This is a genomic window from Microbacterium sp. zg.Y909 (genome assembly GCF_024626565.1).
In genome coordinates, this window is sequence record NZ_JANJFJ010000042.1 from 1 (window position 1) to 20,889 (window position 20,889).

Consider the following 20,889-nt stretch of genomic DNA (forward strand, 5'->3'; position numbering starts at 1 on the left):
TGCGTTCCGTGGTCGCCCGCGGCGGGCAGGTGATCATGTCGCCGGCCGACGTCGCGTATCTCGACATCCGCTACCCCGAGGACATCCCCACTCCCGGCGGCTACGCGCTCGGCCTGGACTGGGCCGACGGGCCGACGTCGTTCGAGGCCGCGTACACGTGGGAGCCCACGGCCATCGTGGACGGCATCGCGGAATCCGACATCCTCGGCGTCGAGTCGCCCCTGTGGACCGAGACGGCGCTCACCATCGCCGACGTCGAGCACCTCGCGTTCCCGCGTGCGGCGGCGCTCGCCGAGATCGGCTGGTCGGTCGCCGGGGAACGCGACCCGGCGGAGTTCGCCGGCCGCGTCGCAACGCTCGGACCGATGTGGGATGCCGCCGGCATCCGCTATGCGCGGCTGAGCGAGGTGCCCTGGCCTTCCGGCGAACCCGCCTAGCGGCTCGCGCCGTCCGACACCAGGTCGCTGCCGGAACGCCGCGTCTGGCGCGAGCGGCGGGGGGCGACGCCGTGCTGCGCAATGCCGGCTCCGACCGCGGGCGTGAACAGCGCCGGCAGACGCAGGGATCCCGTGCGAGCGACTTCATCGGCGAGGTCCCGGATCCGCCGCTGGTCGGGCGCGATGGGCTCCGAGGAGTCGAACAGGAACCGCAGGGCGATGCCCGGCGCGATCCACAGGGTCGTGCGCCCGGGGGGACTGCACGCATCGTGCTGCCAGGCGACGGTGAAGCTCTCGCCCCGCCGGAGCTTGGTCGTCATGACGACCTTGAGGTGCGCGAGCAGCACGTCGTCGATGTGGACCGGGGAATCGGCGGTCCCGTAATACAGCTTGCCCATGGCGCTCTCCAAAGCATCGCGGATCAGGTCGCGGAGAGTGTTCGAGAAGGCGATTCGACGAGCGATTCGGGGTGCTGGTGTGACGGCGACTGAGCGGCGTCTGCGGGACCTGTTGTCCTCACACTAAGGGCCTGTGGAACAGGCGGGGCGGACACGCGCCGGATCCACGTGAGGACTCTCTCATCCGGACGCCGGTGCCGGAGTTGCCATCGCAGCTCCGGCACCGGCACGCTTCGGGAAACCCCGGACGAATCGGCGGGCAGTCAGTCCCGCCCGTCCCCCTCGTGCTCGAGGCGGATGCGACGCCCCTCGATGATGTCTTCTCGCTCCTTCTCGGCACGCTTGTCGCTCTTACGGGTGTCACGTGCGGGTAGCTGGATGTTCTCCTCCGCCGCGATGCCACCCTGAAGCTGTCGGCCGCGTTCGAGCTCGGCGTCGAACTCCGCTCCGAAGAGAAGGGCGAGGTTGGCGATCCACAGCCACAGCAGGAAGACGATGACTCCGGCCAGCGACCCGTAGGTGCGGTCGTAGTTGGAGAAGTTCGAGACGTAGAGGCCGAACCCGAGCGTCCCCAGCGCCAGCACGACGATGGCCAGGAGCGCGCCCATGCTGACCCACCGGAACTTGGGCTGCTTGGCGTTCGGGGTGGCGTAGTACAGCACCGCGACGAGGAAGACCACGATCAGCAGCAGCACCGGCCACTTGGCGATGTCCCATGCCAGGCGCACGCCCTCACCGAGCCCGAGCGCACTGCCCACCGCGTCGGCGACGCCGCCGGAGAGCACCAGCCCGATCGCGACCAGCGCCAATGAGACGACGGCGATGATGGTCACCACGAGCTGCATGGGGCGCAGCTTCCAGAAAGGCCGCCCCTCTTCGATCTCGTAGATGCGGTTCATGGCCCGGCTGAACGCTCCCACGTACCCCGACGCCGACCACAGTGCCACCAGGATGCCGATGATCAGCGCCAGGCCGGCGCCCGGGGCCTCGGACAGCTGCTCGACGGGGCCGCGCAAGGCGTCGGCGGTGTCACCGGGAGCAACGTCTTCGACGATGCCGAGCACCGCATCGGCTGCGGCACCGCTCTGCCCCACGACGCCGAGCAGCGAGAAGATGGCGATGAGCGCCGGGAAGATCGCGAGCACCGCATAGTAGGTCAGTCCCGCCGCGGCATCCACGCAGCCGTCGGCGGTGAACTCGCGGATGGTCTTGCCGAGGACGTACTTCCACGACCGCTTGCTCATATCGGTCGGCTTGTCGGGCTTGTCCGCCTGATCGGGGTGTGGCGCGTCGGTGCGGGTGTTCTGGTTCTGGCTCACTGTTGCCGTCCTTCCATGGTGCAGGGCGCCCGGGGGCGAGGCCCGACCAGCAAGTATCGGCACGAGCGGCCCCGCCCGGCAGGTGGTTGCCAAGCCCGGAGGCGTGTGCTTGCCCGCGCCTAGGCGATCGGGACGCGCCGGGCAAGCCCGTTGTCCAGCCGGAGCCGCCGGGGGTTACTGGGGGCCATGACCTCAGCATCACGCACAGCACGCGCAGGTCATCGGGTCGTCGTCATCGGCGGAGGCAATGCCGGCCTCAGCGTCGCGGGGCGGCTGCGCCGAGCCGGCGTGCACGACGTCACCGTCATCGAGCCACGGGAGACGCACATCTTCGCGCCGCTGCAATCGCACATCGCCGGTGGTCGGGCGCGGGTGGCCGATGCGGTGCGGCCGCAGGCGAAGGTGACGCCCCGGGGGGTGCGGTGGGTGCAGGATGCCGCCACCGCCATCGACTCCGCGCGGCAGACGGTGCAGGTCGCCGGCGGCGTGGAGCTGCCCTATGACGATCTCGTGATCTGCCCCGGCATCCGCATGCTCTGGGACGCCGTCCCCGGGCTCGCCGAAGCCATGCGCACCGACGCCGGGGTCTCGAACTACGATCTGGAGCTCGCGCGCAAGGCGTCGCCGGCGCTGCGGGACCTGACCGGCGGCACGGTGGTCTTCGTGCAGTCCCCGAGCCCGGCATCCTGCGCCGCCGCGGCGCAGAAGCCCATGTACCTCGCCTGCGACTGGTGGCGTGCTCGCGGAGTGCTCGACGATGTCCGCGTGGTCTTCGTCACCCCCGAGCCCGAGCTCTTCCACGTCGCCGAGGTCGACGCCGAGCTGCGGCGGAAGGTCGCCGAGTACGGCATCGAGGTGCGGCGGGCAACCGATCTCGCGAGCGTGGATGCCACCTCCCGCACCGTGACCCTCGTGCACGGCGGCCGGGAAGAGGTGCTGGGCTACGGCCTGCTGCACGCGGAGCCGCCGCAGGGGCCGCCGGCCTGGCTGGCGGCCTCGGGACTCACCGACGCCCGCGGATACGTGGACATCGATCCCGAGACGCTGCGCTCGCGCCGAGTGCCGACCGTGTGGTCACTGGGCGATGCCGCCGAGACGCAGACGCCCCGTTCGGGCGGAGCGATCCGCACCCAGAGCACAGTGCTGGTCGACAACCTGATCGCCGCGCTCGAGGGACGGCCGTTGCCGGCCCGGTACGACGGCTACTCGGTGTGCCCCTTCACCGTCTCGCGCGACACCGTGGTGTTCGCGGAGTTCGACCGCGACGGTGACCCGGAGCCGAGCCTGCCCTGGTGGAAGGGGTCGATGCGGGAAAGCCGCCTGACGTGGATCCTCGACCGCTACGTGCTGCCCTGGGTCTACTGGAACCTCATCGTCAAGGGTCGAGCGTAAGGCGGACCTCAGCTCGCGCCGGAGGTGTGGGGGCGCCCCGAGAAGAGGCGTCCGAGGCCTTGGATCGCGTGATCGGGTCGCCCGGCCAGATGCCGCACGAGAAGCGGCAGAAGGGCGAGCGCGATGAACCCCGAGATCAGCTTGTCCATCAGCGACGTGATGATGTTCGACGAGAACACCGCAGACCAGATCTGGTGCCCGATGGCCACGAGGTTGCCCGACAGCGTATGGGCGCCCGCGTTGATCGAGAACCCGCCGTAAACGAACATGATCAGCAGCGTCGCCACGAGCGTGCAGCACACCCCGACGAGCAGGCTGAGCACGAGGACGCGCGAGGGGGAGCGCCCCATTCGCCACTGCCGCACGCCGTATCCCCAGACCAGGGCACCGGCGATGTTGACGACGGTGAACGGGATTCCGACGAGGGTCCATTCGAAGAGCGCGAACAGCCCGTGCGTGAGAATCGCGACGGCGACGCCGTACCAGGGACCCAGCGTGACCGAGGCGATCGCGGTGCCCACCATGTCGAGATACAGCGGCAGCCCGAGTGCGCGGACGAAGATCGATCCCGCCATGTTGGCGGCGACCCCCAGCGCGACGATGAGCGTGCTGGCCAGCAGGAACGAACGGACGACGGGACGCGACGCGACGGGCGGGATCGCGGCTTCGCCTCTCGGGCCCGGGACGGGTTGCGCAGGGGCGGGGGCGGGTTCGGGAGGACTGGCGGGGACGGCTGGGGTGGCTGGGGTGGCTTGGCCGACCTCTTCGGCACGGGCACGCACGCAGTAATCCCGCCAGTACGCCGCCCGCTCGGCATCCTCGCCCAGAACGGTCGCGATGTCCGCCACCAGCCGCGCGTTGATGCGGCGCCGGCCGGCACGGAAGGCGTCGTAGACGGTGGAGCGTCCGACGTAGGCGGCGGCCTCGCTCATTCCGCGGGCCTCCCGCAGTCGGCGCACCCGCTCCGCGATCTGCGCGTAGCTGATGTCGCCGGCCGTGAGCCTGAGCAGCTGGAAGTCCGCGACGAAGCGGTCCATGAGACTCCCCGATGGGAGCTGGTCGTTCGTGTGCACTCGCCCCTCCCCAGAGCTCGCGGGCGACGGCCGGCTGCTGAGGAGCATAGCGCGTGGACGCGGGACGCTCGGCTGCGGAGATCGTGGCTCCGGGACCGTCCGGGAACGTCCGGGAACCGCTGCCGGCGCCGTCCGGTAGACCGCGCGGCGGTAAATTGGCATTCACTCACCCGCAACCCGACGGGGCCCGACAGCGTCGGCGCACCGACAGGGAGAACAGACCCCCAGGGGGACGGGCGGTCTCGCGGGAGGAGCAGGTGGCCGGGGTGCACCCCGACGAAGCTGTGGCGCTGGGGGGCGCTGTTGCGGCTTCATTCGAGGGTCAGGCACCCCGGCCGCCCCACTTCGGCGTCGGCGTGGAGTCCACGACCTCTACGCTGAAGGGCTATGCGCGAACTGACTCGGGGCCTGGGCGATCTGGCCCGCGGCTTCGGCCTGTGGCGTCGGCGGCCCGGCCTGATGGCGTGGGGTCTCGTGCCCGCCGCCATCGTGGGGGCGCTGTTCCTCGCGGGCCTGGTGACCCTGGCATTCTTCCTGCCATCGATCGCCGAGGCGCTCACTCCCTTCGCCGACGGGTGGCCGGCAGTGTGGACCACGGTTGTACGCGTCGCTGCGGGCACGGCGGTGTTCGCGGCGGCCCTGGTGATCGTCGCGGTGTCGTTCACGGCCCTCACCCTGATCGTGGGCGAACCGTTCTACGACCGCATCTGGCGGGCTGTCGAGGCAGAGACCGGCAGCGAAGGGCTGGACGCGCCCTACGGATTCTGGCGGTCCGCCGCCGATTCACTGGCCCTCATCGCCCGCGGTCTCGGGATCGCCGTCCTCGCGGCTCTCGGCGGGCTCATCCCGCTGATCGGAGGACCCCTGGGGGCCGCGACCGGCATCGTCCTCACCGGGTGGCTGCTCGCCGACGAGCTGACGGCGCGGGCGCTCGCGGCCCGCGGCATCGACCGACGCTCGCGGCGGCGTCTGCTGCGCACGCAACGAGGACGCGCGCTCGGATTCGGCATCGCCACGCAGCTGTGCTTCCTGGTGCCGCTCGGGGCAGTGGCGGTCATGCCCGCGGCCGTGGCGGGCTCCACGATGCTCGCCCAGTCCCTGCTCAGCGGCACGGCGAGCCGTCCGGCATCCGAGACCGCACGCTGAGCGGCACCCGCCGCGCGGTGCTGCGGCGCTCGCCAGCGAAGGCTCCCCCCGTCTTCGATCTCGACGAAGTCGGATGCCGCGGCGTACTCCCGTCCGACGCTGTGGCATCGGTCTGGCCCTGCAGCGCGAGCGCGAGCAGACGCGCCCGGAGGTCGGGTGGCACCGCACGCGGGGCCCCCTGAGTCCGCCGTCACGCGTACCGTCTCAGCTCGTCCGCCGTGAAGTAGTTCTGCGTCTGCGGAGAGATCAGCACCAGATACCTCTCGCGCTCCTCATCGATCCATATGACGGTTCCGACGTTGCCTGTCATCCTGGATCCCGTGGCCTGGACGGTGTCACCGACCGTGAAGTCCTGCATGCGCTTCTCCCTCAGACCTCTCGACACCGCCGACGTCACGTCGCGAGGAAGGAGGTCAGCGCGCGATTGACCTCGTCGGCGTGCGTCCAGAGCAGTCCGTGCGGGGCGCCCTCGATCTCGACATATTCGGCAGCCGGGACTGCTGGGTGGAAGCGGCGGGCGGTCGCGTCGATCGGGAGGATGTTGTCCTTGGTGCCGTGCAGGATGAGCGTGGGCTTCTCCGCCGCTCGTACGGCCTCGACGTCGCCGCGGAAGTCCTCGATCCAGGACGAGACGACCGCGTAGGCGGCGACCGGCGCGCTGCCGACCGCGACGTTCCAGCTGCCGGTCACCGCCTGCTCGCTGATGCGGGATCCGAGGTTCTCGTCGAGGTTGTAGAAGTTCTTGTAGAAGTCGGTGAACCAGGCGAAGCGGTCACCCTTGGCAGCGGCCTCGATGCCGTCGAACACCCCCTGGGGAACGCCGTCGGGGTTGTCGTCGCGCTGCACGAGGAAGGGCTGGAGCGACGCGAGGAAGGCGAGCTTGGCGACGCGCTCGTGTCCGTAGCGTCCCACGTAGCGGGCGAGCTCGCCGGTGCCCATCGAGAATCCGACCAGCACGACATCCCGCAGGTCGAGCGTCTCGAGCACCGTGTTGAGGTCAGCCGCGAAGGTGTCGTAGTCGTAGCCGGTGTTCACCTTGGATGACTGGCCGAAGCCCCGGCGATCATAGGTGATGACGCGGTATCCCTGGGCGAGCAGCTCGCGGGTCTGACGCTCCCAGCTGTGCCCGTCGAGCGGGTACCCGTGGATGAGGACGACAGGCTGGCCGGCCCCCTGATCTTCGTAGTACAGCTCGATCGGAGCACTGTTCTCGTTTCCGACGGCGATGTAGCCCATGATGCGGGTCCTTTCGATTACGGGACGGCACAGTGCCGCCACCAGTCGCAAGCGAACACCGTGTTGCCGGAACCGGGTCAACTGCCGGGCTGGGACGCAGCCGTCGCCGGCATCGCGCCGTTGAAGAACGAAGGCCGCGAAGATCAGCTGGATGGACCAGCGCTCCTACGGACGAAGATACGACGCACCGTTGGCGTCGAGGATCGCCCCCGATGACCACGCTGCCTCGGGCGAAGCAAGCCAGAAGACCGCCTCGGCGATCTCCTCCGGGGTACCGACCCGCCCGAAGGGGCTCTGCGCTCTGAGCGCGTCGCCCTCGGCTCCGTCGAGCTTCGCCAGCTGGCGCGGCGTGGCCACGAAACCGGGAGCGACCGATGTCACGGAGATCCCCTGCGGAGCGAGGGCGACCGCGAGCGACTGTCCGAGGGCATGAAGACCGGCCTTGCTTGCCGCATACGCCGGGAACTCAGGTTCGCCGCGGAACGCGCCGCGCGACCCGACGTTGACGATGGCGCCCGGCGAGGAGCGACCGATGAGGTGGTTCGCGAACGCCCACGCCAGGTTCGCAGCCCCCAGGAGGTTGACGTTCACCATCTGCTGGAAAGCGGCGCTCCACTGCGCGTAGGGCGTTTCGCCGATCACGTGACGATTGGAGGGACCCGGAGCCACGGCGGCATTGCAGACGAGGACGTCGAGCGGGCCGACCGCCTCGATGGCGGCGGCGACGGTGTTGAGCCCACCGTCAGGCACGCCGACGTCGCCCGTGATGACCGCATGGCCGGTGCCCTCGAGAGAACGAAGAGTCTCCTCGGCCCCGGCGTGGTTCGTGGCATAGTGCACTGCCACGCGATCGCCGGCGTCGGCGAACCGTCGTGCCACGGCGGCGCCGATGCCGCCGGAGGCTCCGGTGACGAGGACCGTCCTCATGTCGCATCACCTCCGACTCGTGCAGACGACCGAACCCCGATGGTCCGCATTCGGCAAGCTCGCCCTCATTCCGAACGCACGATCCGAGGCTACTCGACCGGCTTTGAGCACCTCGACGATACGGGCATGCCACCGGGGTGGGCACGTGCCCACGGCAGCACACGACGGCGAACGCCTTCATCTGGGCCATCGGCGAGCGCAACGACGGCACAGCAGTCGGCGCGTGCGCCGAAACGAGGAGATCTGCCGGCATGCGGGCGCTTTTCCCGCAGGCATCCGCATTCCGGCAGATCACCGCAACCCGGCGACGCAGGGCGATCCGGCTGAGGCCGGAATCAGTTCAGATCCTCGGTCGCGGAGCGCTCCCCCGACGATATCCGTGAAGATCTAACCCAGACCCTCGGCGCGCGTGACGATCGCGTCGCCGGGCCGCAGGTACACGCCCGCCTCATGGACGTCGCAGACGCAGACCCGTAGATGTTCGATTCGCAAGCGGCGCAGGGTGATCGCCCCCGAACGGACGAGCAGCTCCATGGCGTCGCGGAGGGACGCGCGGGGTCGGTGCGAGAAATGAAGCGTGAGCGCGTGCTGCAATCACGCAGCCGATGCCCGCCATTCTCGGACACGAGGTAGCCGGAGTGATCACCGCGGTGCCGGGGTCGCGGACTTCGTGGCCGGTGGCCCGGTCGTGTCGACCGGCACCGTAGCGGACTTCCCTGGCGTGAGTCGCGCGGGCGCATCCGCAGAGTAAGTCGTGCTGACCGCCGCCAACCTGGTCCGAGTTCCGGACGGGCTTGACTGGGCACAGGCTGCGGCCGCCACCGACGCGGGGATCACATCCTATACCGGGGTCGTCGTTGACGGAGGGCGAATCGGCCTGGCTTTCGTCCTACAGGGAGCCTTGTCCGGCAGGTGCTGGATTGACGAGATCCGTTGGCAACGACAGCGCCCGTTCACTCTTCGTCGTGAACACCCGCTTCGACTTCCGTACGCCACGCACCCCGGCGAGCTTCATCCGCCACTCGCTCTGATCACGGCCGATGTCCCGCCCTTGCCGCCGCATCAGCATGCATCTCCCGGCGGCCATAGACGCCGTAGCTCTCCGCATGCAGCCGCGCGACCTCCGGCACCAGCAGCTCGTCCTTCAGCTGCCTGGCGCATGGCGCACGGCCGACCGCGGCGCGATAACCGCTGGAGGTGAGGAAGCCCTGCACTGCCGGCCGGAGGACACGGCAGATGAGCTCGACCCCGAAACGATCCCGGTGATCATCGATGAACCGGATCATCTCGGTCGAGCTCCTTCGCGAAAAACACACTCGGAGCCTTGAGGATCTCGTTCGCCTTCCGCAGCTCGGCGTTCTCCTTCTGCAGCCGCTTGATCTCCGTCGCGCTCACCCCCAGCAGCCCCGCGACATGCCGCACCGCGCTCGTCAAGTTCGGATGCTCCGGCTTGGCCTCATCCAGCATCCGCAAGGCCCGCTCGCGCATCTCGACTGAGTACTTCTGATTCATCGTGTTCCATCGTTGCTTGAGGAGCGGAACGAAAGTCAGGCCGGTTCAGATGGCTTCGGCGACCAGGTCGCCTGCCGGATCTTGGCGATCTACGACGACAACTTCTGCCATTCCGCTCCTCCAACTCGCTATGGTCGCCTGAACGGCGCCTCGTTTCGGCGGGCGAGCAAAGCGCCCTCGCAGCGCTGGTCGTCAGCCGTGAGATAGACGAGCGGCGTGGGCGGCGCCGACGATCGCCGCTTCAGAGCCGAGCTCGGCAGGGATGATCGGGATGGTCCGAAGCGGTGGGAGCTCGGGTTGGAAGGCAGCTCGTGTCGGGGCAACGATTAGATCCTCGAGCGCAGCGACACCCCCGCCAAGGATGATCGCGTCAGGGTCAAACATGGTGGCTGCTGCGGCTAGCCCTTCGCCAAGTGCGGATGCTCCCTCCGCAAACACCTTGCATGCAGGCTTATCGCCGTGCCGTGCACGGGCCGCGATTTCTCGCAAGCCGGTGACGCCGGCGGGATCGTAGCGGCGTTCGAGGGCGGGACCGCTTGCCCACGCTTCGACATGATCAAGCCCACCGCACGAGCAAATGCGTCCTTCTGATCGGCGAAGCGGCAGATGTCCTACCGATCCGCCGAGGCCATGCGTTCCGATATCGACTTTCCCATCGATCACGAGGGCGCCACCGATACCCGTCCCGATCGCGACGACAAGAGAGCGGGGATGCTCTCGACCGGCGCCGAACGCAGCCTCTCCTAGGGCGGCAGCATGCACATCGTTGAGGACCACGGTCGGGATGCCGGTGTTTGCCTTGACGAGCTGTTGGAGCGGCGTTCCGGCCCAGCCTGGGATCACGTTCGTCGCACTGACTACGCGCCCATTCCGATCGAAGGTCCCTGCTGAGCCGATGCCGATCGCGGCTGCAGAGATCCTGGCGGTCACCGTGCAGCAGACCGCACTAACCGCGGAGACGATTGCCTCGGCGCCCGAGCGGGCGGGCGTCGCGAATCGGACGACCTTTGAGCGCAGCGCTCCGTCCTCATCGACTAACGCGCCGGCAATCTTAGTGCCGCCGATGTCGATGCCGACGATCAGCTCGCTCATGCGACCGACCTGGCCGGGGCTGCAGCGCTGAACCGCCGGGTTGTCGACAGAGGATCTGTGATCGCGCCGCCGACCACAACAGCAAATGCGCCTGCGAGGAATGCGGCGCGGACTTCAACGGGTGCGTGGTATCTGCCTTCGGCGACGACACGCACGCCACGGTTGGCGAGCTGCTCGACGAGCGTGATGTCGGGGACGTCGCCGGCAGGCCCGCTCTCAGGTGTGTATCCCGAGAGCGTAGTGCCGACGATGTCGGCGCCGGAATCCCATGCGCGCAGTCCTTCTGCCAGGGTCGAGATGTCTGCCATCACGGGCAGCCCGGTCGTGGCCTTCACTTCGTGTAGGAGGGAGAGCGTGTCGCCAACGGCCTCGACCGTCAGATCGAGCGCGATGATGTCGGCGCCGGCTTCAGCCAGACCAACTGCGAACTCGACGGTCGGTGTGATCATGTTTCGACGGGGACCGGCGATCTTGTGCAAGCCGATGATCGGTGCCGAAGTGATGGCGCGCACCGCGATGACATCATCGGGTCCGTTCACCCGCAGCCCCACTGCTCCGCCGAGCATCGCTGCCCTCCCGAACTTGGCGGTGATGCCTGACTCTCGTAGAGGACTTTCGATCGGGGCTTGGCACGAGACGACGAGCCCACCCGCGATCGCGGATACCGCGCTCTGCTGAGAGTCCTCAGCGACTTCCAACATGGTCTTATCCAATCCACAGCGCCCGAAGGGGCGCCTTCTGAAATAAGTATTGCCCAATTTGTATCAGCTCGTCTACCCAGCCCTCGGTGAGGGTGTCCATTTGGTCCTTTGCTTTGGTATTGCCCAAAAGCTATGCTTTGAGGTATGACAAGGAACGTGGGCAAGGAGACGAAAGCGGATCTGGTTCGCAGGCACCTGATGTCGGTCATCGACGCAGGCCTCCCGGTCCACGAGAAGCTTCCGACCGAGCGTGAACTCGCGGACGAGTTCGAGATCAGTCGGCTCACTGTTCGGCGCGCGCTGGACCAACTCGAGAACGAGGGCTGGGTCTACCGGGTCCAGGGTGCTGGGACCTTTGTGAGTGAGCGCACGATCATCAAGTCCTTCGAGCTCACGTCCTTCTCGGAAGACATGCGTTCACGAGGTATGGTGCCAGGGTCGCTGCCGGTGTCTGTCGCGATCGTGCCGGCGGGCCAGCGGATCAGTTATGCGCTGAATCTCACACCAAGCGATTCGGTTGCTCATATTCGCCGCGTACGGACCGCGGACGACGCGCCGATGTGCCTCGAGAACGCCTGGCTCCCGGAGCCGATCGTGCCCGGCATCGTCGGAGCTCTCGGCGAGTCGTCCCTATACGAACTCCTCGAGCAGCGGTACAACGTGCAGATCGAGAGGGCCGACCAGATCATCCGGGCGACGGTTCTGGATCCGGATGTGGCCGCGCTATTGAACGTGCCTGCGTTCAGTCCTGCGTTCCTGGTATCGCGCACCTCCTACGATGTGCGTGGGCGGGCGATTGAGTATGCCGAGAGCTTGTACCGTGGTGACAGGTATAGCTACGAGCTCACCGTCCAGCGGCGCTCTGTGCGGGCAGGCGCGGAGTGACCGCAGAGACGCGGATCGCGCTCATCCCACTTGATGAGCGCCCCGTCAACACTGTGCTTGTCGAGGACGTCGCGGCGATCGCCGGAGCGAACCTCGAGCTTCCGCCCGCAGACGCGCTGCCGTCGTTCCGGGATCCGGCCGACGTTCGCGCGCTCGATGATTGGGCGTTGGCGATGACTGACACCGCAGACGCGTTCGTCGTCTCCGTCGATACCCTCGTGCATGGGGGGCTCATTCCGGGACGCCTCCTGTATGACACCCCCGCGGAAGCCCTTCAGCGCCTCGACGTGCTGAGACAGCTTCGTGCACGCATGGGACAATCTCGTCGTATCTCCGCGGTCTCCGTTGTCGGCCGGGCCAGCGACTCCTACGTTAGCTTTGAAGAGCCCAGCTACTGGGCGCAGTATGGCCGTGATCTCCATGCACTCGGTGGGAACGTTCATCGAGCCTGGCGGGGCATGCCCTCCGCTGACACGAAGATCCCGCACACTATTCGAGACGACTTCGCGCGTCGCCGCCTACGTAACCACATCGTCAACGCGGCGGCCCTTGGTCTGCGGTGGGAGCGGGTAATCGACATCCTCGCGATCACCGCGGATGACACAGCGCAGTGGTCGGCTGGCTCGGCCGAGCAGGAGATCATCGACTACTGGGGTCGGCTTGGAAGCTTGGACGGCGTGCTCGTCCATCCTGGTGCTGACGAGACCGGAGCGGTGCTCGTCGCCCGTGAACTTGCTCACGCGGCCCGTTGCGTTCCACTGATCGATGTTCGCTCCGGGAACGATGCCGAAATGGATCGCATCCCTCTTTACGAGAACGTACCTGTGCGTGATTCGATCGAACGCCAGATCGCGGCTGTCGGCGGGGCTCGTGCGATCGATCGTGCCGATTTCGTACTCCTGGTTCATACGCCCGATCCGGACTCCGGGGATCTGGTGTGGACATCGCCGACTGCGGACGCTGAGGCTGTCGCGGCGACTACTGCCGCGATCGAACGTGCCCTCGAAACCGAACTGCCAGTGGTTGTCGCTGACCTGCGCTACGCAAATGGCGGAGACCAAGCGCTTGTAGAGGAACTTGCCCGTCGTGGACTGTTGTCCAAACTGGCGGGGTACTCGGCGTGGAATACCGCGGGGAACGCGTTGGGCAGTGCTCTCGCGTTCGGCGTGGCGATCGTCGCGGGTCAAACAACCGGCTCCCTCGACGCCACAGCGGTCGCCCGCGCCCGGACGCGACGCATCCTCGACGATGTCGGCTATCAGGCTCACCTGCGCTCACAGCTGGTCGAATCCACATTCGGTGGGCTCGGCCCCGTTGGCGAGGAAACGGCCTCAGCCGCAACTGAAGCCATCACTGAGGGCTTGAGAAGATCCTGGCTGCCGCTAGCTGATCCAATGAACGCCTTCTGGCTAGGTGGAATCGAACTGCCTTGGCGGCGCAGCTTCGAGATTGATCTTCGTCTCGAAGCTGCCAAGCCGACGCCGTCGGCCTAATCGAGCACTTCATCTCCGGCGCCTTCACGGGGCCGGTGGGCTGGTTTGCGCTACCACGTGCCGCCGATTGGTGTAGCCATCTTGGCGCACCCGAGAAGCGCACACGGGATTCCACTTGTGCGACCCCTACGACATCGTCTAGCATAAAGATACCGATTGGTACTGTCCTTTTTCTTCCTTGATCAAACGGTCGGGAGGCAGCCCCCGGTCAAGGAGTCGACAATGGTGTGCGCCAATACTTCGCAGGAAGTAGTCCGATGACCGCGACAGCAATCACAACCGACCTCGCCGTCATCGGCGGAGGCGTCGGCGGAGTCGCCGCAGCACTCGCAGCTGCGCGTCGAGGTCGGCGCGTGATTCTCACCGAGCGCTATCCCTGGCTTGGAGGCCAGCTGACCTCGCAGGCCGTGCCGCCCGATGAGCACCGCTGGGTCGAGGAGTTTGGCGTTACGCAAAGCTATCGGGAGTTCCGCGACCACGTCCGGGACCACTACCGGCGAATGTACCCCCTCAACCGCCGTGCGCGTGAGGACCGCTGGCTTAACCCCGGCGACGGAACCGTCAGCCAGCTCTGCCACGAGCCAAGAGTCGCCGCAGCCGTCCTCGACGAGATGCTGTCGCCGCACATCGCATCCGGCAGAATCACGGTGCTGCGGCCATTCGTCCCCATCTCGGCCGAGATGGACGGGGAGCGTGTTCGCTCCGTAACCGTGAAGGACCTCGAATCGGGCGCAGAGATCCTGATCTCGGCCCCCTTCGTCCTCGACGCGACCGAGACAGGCGATTTGCTGCCCCTCACGGGCACGGCGTACGTGGTGGGGGCGGAAGCACGTGCCGAACACGACGAACCAAGCGCGCCCGAAACGGCGGATACTACGAACGTTCAGGCGATCACTTGGTGCTTCGCCATCGATCATGTCGCGGGCGACCACACCATCGAACGCCCCGAGGACTACGACTTCTGGCGCTCCTATCAACCGGAGTTCTGGGGTGCGCCGCTGCTGAGCTGGATCTCACCGCACCCCATCACCCTCGAGCCAGTGGAGCGCGCCTTTGACCCCGACGCGGGGCGTCCAGTCGGCGCTTATCGAAGCGACGACAAGGTCGATCTCTGGGAGTACCGCCGCGTCCTGTCGCGCGCCCAGTTCGAACCGGGGGCTCTTGAGAGCGATGTGGTGATCGTGAACTGGCCGGCGAACGACTACTTCGTCGGTTCGATCATCGATGTGCCGCAGGAGGAGTACGAGCGCCACTTGGCCGCGGCCCGCTCGCTCTCACTGTCGTTGCTGTACTGGCTCCAGACTGAGGCGCCCAGACCGGATGGCGGCACTGGCTGGCCCCAGCTGCGTCTGCGAGGTGATGTCACGGGCACACGTGATGGTCTCGCGCAGGCACCCTACATTCGAGAATCTCGCCGCATTCGGGCAATGCGCACGGTGACTGAGCGCGATGTTTCTATCGAGGTCCGTGGTCATTCCGGACCCGCGCGATTCGAAGACTCCGTGGGGGTCGGGATGTATCGGATCGACCTGCACCCGTCGACGTCGGGAGACAACTACCTCGACGTTGCGTGCGCACCGTTCGAGATCCCGCTCGGCGCCCTGGTGCCCGAACAGACGGTCAACCTTCTCCCTGCTGCCAAGAACATCGGCACGACACACATTACAAGCGGCGCTTACCGACTCCACCCCGTGGAGTGGAACATCGGCGAAGCCGCGGCTCTCCTCGCAGACTTCTGTCTCGCCCGGGATGAGACGCCCTCGAGGGTCGCCCGGAGCGAGCGACTGGTCGCCGACTTCCAGCGGCATCTCGTGGACGCCGGTGTTGAGGTGCATTGGCCGGAAGTGGCCGGGTACTGACGCCCTTATCGCGATCTTCGAACCCCAAGCAAGCAATCACAACAAGGAAGGAACCACGCATGGAATCCCGAAAGAAGCTCGCGGTCGCCGCTGCGGCCGCCGCTGCCCTCATGCTCACGTCATGTGCCGGGGGAGGTCAGCCTGCGGCTGAGGAATCGTTCCCGCCCGGCAGCATCGACCTCCGTATGACGATCTGGTCCGCGGATGAGAACCACCTGAGGCTATTCGACGGAATCGCCGACGAGTACAAGTCGAATCACCCGGAGATCGGCGAGATCTCTTTCGAGACCCTGCCGTTCGCCGACTACGACACGACCCTCACCACGCAGATCGCAGGTGGAGCCGCACCTGACCTGGCCTGGCTGAGCAACATCACCCCTGACATCATGGCTGCGGGCGGGCTCGCGCCACTTTCGGATGCGCTCTCCGCCGTCGAAGGCTACGATTTCGAGGACATCCTGCCCAGCACAACGGCAGTCTTCAGCCAGGACGGTGAGGTGTACGCGTACCCGTTCTCCAACTCGCCGTTCACCCTGTTCGCCAACAAGTCGCTGCTCGCTGAAGCTGGCTACGCCGACGTCGATTTCAACGGCCTGACGTGGCAGGACCTCGACTCCATCGCCGCCGCCGTCCACTCGAAGACCGGGAAAGCCGGCTGGGTGATGCGCGACTTCGACTTCTCCCGCTGGCAGGTCCTTCAGGCGCTGTGGTCCGGTTGGGGTGCGACGACGTGGGATGACAAGGGATGCCAGATGACGTCGCCTGAGATGGTTGACGCGCTCACCTACTTCCACGATGCGGTGTTCAAGACCGGCTCGCACCCCGGCCCCGGAGTTACCGCCGACTTCTTCGCTGGCGACGCAGCGTTCACCGTTTCGCAGGTCTCGCGAGCTTCACTGCTGGACGGAAGCTTCGAATTCGACGTCGTTCCGCTGCCCGCCGGGCCCATCGGGGACTACGCGGCCGTCGGACAGGCCGGCATCGGAGTGCTCTCAGGGGGAAAGCACGTCGCTCAGGCGACGGACTTCCTCGCCTACCTCACCAACCCCGAGAACGCGGCCAAGTTGGCAGCCTACTTCCCGCCGCCGCGTGAGTCTCTCCTCACCGGCGAGCAGCTTGCCGAGGTCAACCCGACGCTAACGGCCGAACGGCTCGACAACGCCGTCGTCTCGCAGCTGCCCAAGGCCGAGCCGTGGCCGATGGCGCCTGGAATGGCCGAGATCACCTCGACCGTGCAGGCGAAGCTTGATCCGCTGTGGACCCCCGGCGCAAACGTCGAAACCGTCCTCGCTGGAGCCTGCGAAGCACTTGACCCCCTGCTCTCGAAGTAGCAGGGTGCTGATCACGAAACGGAGTCACGGACGTGACTGACACACACCTCCGCGGGCGGGACGCGACACGCGTTTCGCCCGCGGGCGATCGCTCCCGATTCTGGACCGCTCGCCGTAAGGACGCACTCACCGGCTACGCCTTCGTCGCACCGGAACTGCTCGGCGTTCTCATGCTCGTCCTCATCCCGGTCGGGCTGGCCGCTTGGTACAGCCTCCACGAATGGAATGTCTTCTCGGGAGAGCTCAAGTACGTCGGTGGCGACAACTGGGTCGCGTTGACAACTGACCCGAATATCCCGAGCATGCTGGGCGCCACCGTCGTCTTCTCCCTCGGTGTTGTTCTGCTCAACATGGCACTCGGGCTGGGCCTCGCGGTCATGCTCAACCGCAAGGTTCGCGGCATCGAATTCTTCCGCACCTTGTTCTTCTCTCCGGTCGTGGTCTCCGTTGTCGCATGGACTCTGGTTTGGGGTCTTCTGCTGCAGGACAACGGTGTGATCAACGAACTGCTCAAACTCGTCGGCGTCGACGGTCCGAACTGGCTGAACAACGGCCCCACCGCGATGATCGCGGTCATCATCACCCAGGTATTGCGCAGCGCCGGAGTGAACATGGTGCTCTTCCTGGCCGCCCTACAGGGAGTTCCGGCAGAGCTCTACGAAGCAGCACGCCTTGATGGCGCTGGACGCGGACGAATGTTCTGGAGTGTGACACTCCCGCTCATCTCACCGACTGTGCTGTTGACGGCGATCCTCACGGTAATCGGAGCCCTCCAGTCGTTCGCAATCATCGCGGTCCTCACGCAGGGCGGTCCCGAAACCTCGACGACGGTGCTCGTCTACTACGTCTTCCAGCAGGCGTTCCTCTTCTCGAAGATCGGTTATGGATCGGCGCTCGCGCTCATGCTGCTCGTCTTCGTGCTGATACTCACCGTGGTGCAATGGCAACTGCGGAGGAAGTTCGTGTTCTATGAAGATTGATACCCGCGATATCCCTGTGCCGCTAACAGGGAGCGGCGCCGTTGAGTTGATACCGCACCCGAAGGTCGATGCGGAGCCGCCGCCGATTCAGCGCCGGCGTTCCTCGATGCGCACAGTGCGCACGGTTGTGCTTTATGCGGCGCTCATCGTCATGGCGATTCCGTTCGCCGTACCAACGATCTGGATGATCACGAGCTCGTTCAAACCCGTCAACGAGATCTTCCAGTCGCCCCCCACGATCTTCCCCAGAGAGTGGACCCTCGATGGCTACCACGAGGCTTTCGAGTTTCTTCCCTTCGGTCAGGCCTACGCGAACAGCCTCTACATCGCCGCGACGGTCACGGTACTCACACTTGTGATCGCGTCGCTCGCGGGCTATGGATTCGCACGCATCTCGTTTCCGGGCCGGAACCTGTTGTTCGTCATCACACTCGTCGGGTTGCTTGTACCCGTCGAAGTGACAATCGTCCCGCTCTTCCAAGCCTTTCGACAGCTGGGCTTGGTGAACAGTCACGTCCCGCTCATCATCATCCCGGCCTTCGGCACCTCCGCTGTTCTGGGGACGTTCATCATGCGTCAGTTCTTCATCGCGCTACCGACTGAACTGGAAGACGCCGCCCGTATCGACGGGCTCGGACGCCTCCGTATTTGGTGGTATGTCGCGCTTCCCCTGGCCCGCCCAGCGCTGTCTGCAGTCGCTATCCTCACGTTCCTTGCCAGCTGGAACATGTACCTCGAACCCACGGTGTTCATCACCACGCCGGAACTGTTCACATTGCCACAGGCGCTGAATCGGTACGCCGATGCGTACGGTGCACCGATGTGGAACACTCAGCTCGCTGCTGCAGCCATGACCGTAATCCCGGTACTGGTTGTCTTCCTCATCGCGCAGCGTCAGTTCGTCGAGGGTATCGCCCACTCAGGCCTGAAGGGTTGATGTGGCGGGCCAGACGATCATCGGCGTATTTCTGATCGAGCGAACACTGCGATCGCGCGAGAACACGGAAGCGATTCTCGACCTTCTCGCGGGCCAGCAGGTTTCAGACGTCTTTGTCGAGCTGAGGAACCCACCCGAGTGGTTGGCCGACGAATGTCGAGCGCGTGGGATGCGCCTCATCATCGCGATGACGTGCTTCTTCGACGAGGACTTGCCAGCCGCGCAGCGGCCATCAGTTGTCGTCCCGATCAACGCGGAAGGTATCGCTCGACCGAAGCTGGAGTGGTACACGGGCGCCGTCCCCACGGATGACGCCATCGCGGAGGGTCTCGCGTCGAGAGCGGTGAAACTGCTCGAGACCAGCGGCGCCGACGGGCTTGCGTTGGACTTCATCCGATGGCCGATGCATTGGGAGGTCGAGCTCCGAGCTGGCACCTCGGGGAGAGACACGGCTTCGTTTGATGCGACGACTATCGCTGCGTTCAACGAACGGGCGGGCTTGAGCCTGCCGACCGGGGATGCCCGCGCGGCAGCCGCGATCATCCTTGCTTCGCATGCTGACGAATGGGAGGCCTTCAGGGCCCAGGTCATCGATGGCATCGTTGCCGAGATTGCATCCGCAGTAAGAAAGCACTCCCCGTCGATTTGGCTAGCGGCATTTCTGGTTCCGCTTGGTGAGCGGGAACGCATCGCCGCTGTCGGCCAATCCGCAGCGGCGCTCAGCAACCATCTCGATGCGCTTCTCCCCATGGCCTATCACGCGATGACAGGACGCGGAACGGACGACGCATGGACCCAGTTCATCGAGGTCCGAGCCCACGCCCCGAGCACATGTGTTGTGCCGGTTGTGCAAACCACAGCCTCACCCGAGTTCTCCGGCCAGTGGGATTGGGGAACGGAGTTTGACTTTGGTGACCTCGTCCCCACACTGATGCGCCTGCGTTCCGTCGGTGACGGGTTCATACTCTTCCCCGGCGAGAGCGTCTCGGCGGACGATTGGGGCTTGTTCCGTTCGGCAGTACCCCATGAGTAGGAAGAACAGCACCACCCAGAAAAAGAAGGAGAGAGAAAAATGAACCGTACAAGAAAGGGCGTCGCAGCCCTCGCGGCCTCGATCGCTCTGATCCTCGCGGGATCGTTCTTGCCCTCGCCAGCCGTGGCTGCCGCGTCCGGCGAAGGCGCCGTTCGCGTCGCCACCACCGCAAACTTCTACGGTGTGCAGGGCACGTTCACGGTGCCGAGCGGCGTGTACGTCGAAGACCACCCAACCGACCCGACGAAGCATGGCTACGTGGCCTTCTACCTTGGTCTCGCCGAGACCTGTGAAGGTGGTATCTCCTACACACCAAGTGTCGGATGGAAGAAGTTCCTGAACTGCGGGCCGAACACCCCCACGACAACCTCGAACATGTCAGTGCCGCTGTCGACCCAGCCCTCGCCGGGCACCACGTTCACAGTGAAGCTCGTCAACAACCTCGACAACACCGCGTCGCTCTACATCAGCGGAACGCTGCAGTACACCCTTACGGTGGCGAGCGATCGCACGCTGACAGCAGCGACTCCCGTCAAGATGGTGCACAGCACATTCGACCCGCAGGACGTCAACCGTTACACCGGGGCATCCTGGTCGAACGCTACGGTCAAGAACGCTGATGGTACATACACTGCGTTCCCCTCCAGCATCCAGTCGAACCTCTACCCCTGGGGCAAGGGCGACTACTCTGTCCCCTCGCTGAACCCACTGCAGACGAGCCTGCTGGGCTAGTCGTCAGACGCGGACACTGCTGACGACCGCGAAAAGGGGGGATCGCATCTTCGAAGCGATCCCCGACGCCGTCTCGAGTGCGCTCGACCGCGCCGCCGAGAATGCTGGCATCCGAGGCATCTTCAGCGAGGGCTGAGCAGGCCGACAGCTCGACGCGTGGGCGCCCTTAGACGCGTTCCGCGGCCGGGTTTACGCAATCCTCACGCAAACGGCCGTCCTACGAGAAAGCTATGACCCGCGATCCCAGTGTTTCCACGGGATCTCGGGCCATAGAGTTGCGCGGAGACGGAGGGATTTGAACCCTCGGTCCCCATAAGGGGACTCCACCTTAGCAGGGTGGTGCACTAGGCCTGACTATGCGACGTCTCCAGGCATCCGACGACAGGCGACGGACGCGCTCAGCCAT

Annotated in this window: 22 protein-coding genes and 1 tRNA gene; 11 read left to right on the forward strand and 12 right to left on the reverse strand. The window is 66.0% G+C overall.

Going from position 1 to position 20,889, the window contains the following annotated elements:
* Positions 1-437, forward strand: a 437-nt coding sequence (locus tag NQ160_RS05345) for a family 20 glycosylhydrolase (RefSeq protein WP_257514198.1), incomplete at its 5' end; no start/stop codon positions are given.
* On the opposite strand, the gene NQ160_RS05350 is transcribed toward NQ160_RS05345, so the two are convergent.
* Both NQ160_RS05350 and NQ160_RS05355 read right to left on the reverse strand, forming a co-directional pair.
* On the reverse strand, positions 434-835 hold the full coding sequence (locus NQ160_RS05350; protein ID WP_257514199.1) for a DUF7882 family protein: 402 nt from the start codon (positions 833-835) through the stop codon (positions 434-436). The two genes, NQ160_RS05345 and NQ160_RS05350, sit on opposite strands and share 4 nt — an antisense overlap.
* 263 nt (positions 836-1,098) lie before the next feature.
* On the reverse strand, positions 1,099-2,154 hold the full coding sequence (locus NQ160_RS05355; protein WP_257514200.1) for a YihY/virulence factor BrkB family protein: 1,056 nt from the start codon (positions 2,152-2,154) through the stop codon (positions 1,099-1,101).
* Between the two features lie 186 nt (positions 2,155-2,340).
* Here NQ160_RS05355 and NQ160_RS05360 point away from each other — a divergent pair, with 186 nt between their 5' ends.
* On the forward strand, positions 2,341-3,546 hold the full coding sequence (locus NQ160_RS05360; protein WP_257514201.1) for an NAD(P)/FAD-dependent oxidoreductase: 1,206 nt from the start codon (positions 2,341-2,343) through the stop codon (positions 3,544-3,546).
* 8 nt (positions 3,547-3,554) lie between these two features.
* Here NQ160_RS05360 and NQ160_RS05365 read toward each other — a convergent pair whose 3' ends face one another.
* Positions 3,555-4,583 carry a helix-turn-helix domain-containing protein gene (locus NQ160_RS05365; protein WP_257514202.1) on the reverse strand — a complete coding sequence of 343 codons (1,029 nt, stop codon included), beginning with the start codon at positions 4,581-4,583 and terminating at the stop codon, positions 3,555-3,557.
* Positions 4,584-5,006: 423 nt separating this feature from the next.
* On the opposite strand from NQ160_RS05365, the gene NQ160_RS05370 reads away from it, so the two are divergent.
* Entirely contained in the window at positions 5,007-5,765 is a 759-nt protein-coding gene (locus NQ160_RS05370; protein ID WP_257514203.1) for an EI24 domain-containing protein, read from the forward strand.
* Between the two features lie 190 nt (positions 5,766-5,955).
* Here the strand turns inward: NQ160_RS05370 and NQ160_RS05375 are convergent, their stop codons facing one another.
* The 8 genes from NQ160_RS05375 to NQ160_RS05410 all read right to left on the reverse strand — a co-directional run bounded on the left by NQ160_RS05375 (position 5,956) and on the right by NQ160_RS05410 (position 11,233).
* Positions 5,956-6,123, reverse strand: a complete 168-nt coding sequence (locus NQ160_RS05375; RefSeq protein WP_257514204.1) for a hypothetical protein — start codon at positions 6,121-6,123, stop codon at positions 5,956-5,958.
* Positions 6,124-6,158: 35 nt separating this feature from the next.
* Positions 6,159-7,001 carry an alpha/beta fold hydrolase gene (locus tag NQ160_RS05380; protein WP_257514205.1) on the reverse strand — a complete coding sequence of 281 codons (843 nt, stop codon included), beginning with the start codon at positions 6,999-7,001 and terminating at the stop codon, positions 6,159-6,161.
* Between the two features lie 165 nt (positions 7,002-7,166).
* On the reverse strand, positions 7,167-7,928 hold the full coding sequence (locus NQ160_RS05385; RefSeq protein ID WP_257514206.1) for an SDR family NAD(P)-dependent oxidoreductase: 762 nt from the start codon (positions 7,926-7,928) through the stop codon (positions 7,167-7,169).
* A gap of 387 nt (positions 7,929-8,315) precedes the next feature.
* Positions 8,316-8,462, reverse strand: coding sequence for a hypothetical protein (locus tag NQ160_RS05390; protein ID WP_257514207.1), 147 nt, complete (start codon positions 8,460-8,462; stop codon positions 8,316-8,318).
* Between the two features lie 497 nt (positions 8,463-8,959).
* Positions 8,960-9,214, reverse strand: coding sequence for a hypothetical protein (locus NQ160_RS05395; RefSeq protein ID WP_257514208.1), 255 nt, complete (start codon positions 9,212-9,214; stop codon positions 8,960-8,962).
* Positions 9,195-9,440 carry a hypothetical protein gene (locus NQ160_RS05400; RefSeq protein ID WP_257514209.1) on the reverse strand — a complete coding sequence of 82 codons (246 nt, stop codon included), beginning with the start codon at positions 9,438-9,440 and terminating at the stop codon, positions 9,195-9,197. Before NQ160_RS05400 ends, NQ160_RS05395 begins: the two co-directional genes overlap by 20 nt.
* Positions 9,441-9,632: 192 nt before the next feature.
* Complete coding sequence (locus tag NQ160_RS05405) at positions 9,633-10,532, reverse strand: ROK family protein (protein WP_257514210.1); 900 nt, start codon at positions 10,530-10,532, stop codon at positions 9,633-9,635.
* Positions 10,529-11,233, reverse strand: a complete 705-nt coding sequence (locus tag NQ160_RS05410) for an N-acetylmannosamine-6-phosphate 2-epimerase (protein ID WP_257514211.1) — start codon at positions 11,231-11,233, stop codon at positions 10,529-10,531. Before NQ160_RS05410 ends, NQ160_RS05405 begins: the two co-directional genes overlap by 4 nt.
* Positions 11,234-11,377: 144 nt before the next feature.
* On the opposite strand from NQ160_RS05410, the gene NQ160_RS05415 reads away from it, so the two are divergent.
* The 8 genes from NQ160_RS05415 to NQ160_RS05450 all read left to right on the forward strand — a co-directional run bounded on the left by NQ160_RS05415 (position 11,378) and on the right by NQ160_RS05450 (position 20,483).
* Positions 11,378-12,118 (forward strand): GntR family transcriptional regulator, encoded by a 741-nt coding sequence (locus NQ160_RS05415; protein ID WP_257514212.1) that lies wholly within the window; start codon positions 11,378-11,380, stop codon positions 12,116-12,118.
* A complete protein-coding gene (locus NQ160_RS05420; protein ID WP_257514213.1) occupies positions 12,115-13,611 on the forward strand; it encodes a DUF4127 family protein in 1,497 nt (498 codons plus the stop codon). The genes NQ160_RS05415 and NQ160_RS05420 overlap by 4 nt, the downstream gene beginning before the upstream one ends.
* Positions 13,612-13,868: 257 nt before the next feature.
* Positions 13,869-15,470, forward strand: a complete 1,602-nt coding sequence (locus NQ160_RS05425) for an FAD-dependent oxidoreductase (protein WP_257514214.1) — start codon at positions 13,869-13,871, stop codon at positions 15,468-15,470.
* A 185-nt stretch (positions 15,471-15,655) separates the two neighbouring features.
* A complete protein-coding gene (locus NQ160_RS05430; protein WP_257514215.1) occupies positions 15,656-16,801 on the forward strand; it encodes an ABC transporter substrate-binding protein in 1,146 nt (381 codons plus the stop codon).
* Between the two features lie 32 nt (positions 16,802-16,833).
* A complete protein-coding gene (locus NQ160_RS05435) occupies positions 16,834-17,781 on the forward strand; it encodes a carbohydrate ABC transporter permease (RefSeq protein ID WP_257514216.1) in 948 nt (315 codons plus the stop codon).
* Positions 17,771-18,718 (forward strand): carbohydrate ABC transporter permease, encoded by a 948-nt coding sequence (locus NQ160_RS05440; RefSeq protein ID WP_257514217.1) that lies wholly within the window; start codon positions 17,771-17,773, stop codon positions 18,716-18,718. The genes NQ160_RS05435 and NQ160_RS05440 overlap by 11 nt, the downstream gene beginning before the upstream one ends.
* Before the next feature lies 1 nt (position 18,719).
* Positions 18,720-19,751 (forward strand): hypothetical protein, encoded by a 1,032-nt coding sequence (locus NQ160_RS05445; protein ID WP_257514218.1) that lies wholly within the window; start codon positions 18,720-18,722, stop codon positions 19,749-19,751.
* A 39-nt stretch (positions 19,752-19,790) separates the two neighbouring features.
* On the forward strand, positions 19,791-20,483 hold the full coding sequence (locus tag NQ160_RS05450) for a hypothetical protein (RefSeq protein ID WP_257514219.1): 693 nt from the start codon (positions 19,791-19,793) through the stop codon (positions 20,481-20,483).
* Between the two features lie 280 nt (positions 20,484-20,763).
* Here the strand turns inward: NQ160_RS05450 and NQ160_RS05455 are convergent.
* Positions 20,764-20,852 (reverse strand) — tRNA-Ser (locus NQ160_RS05455).
* Positions 20,853-20,889 lie beyond the last annotated feature (37 nt).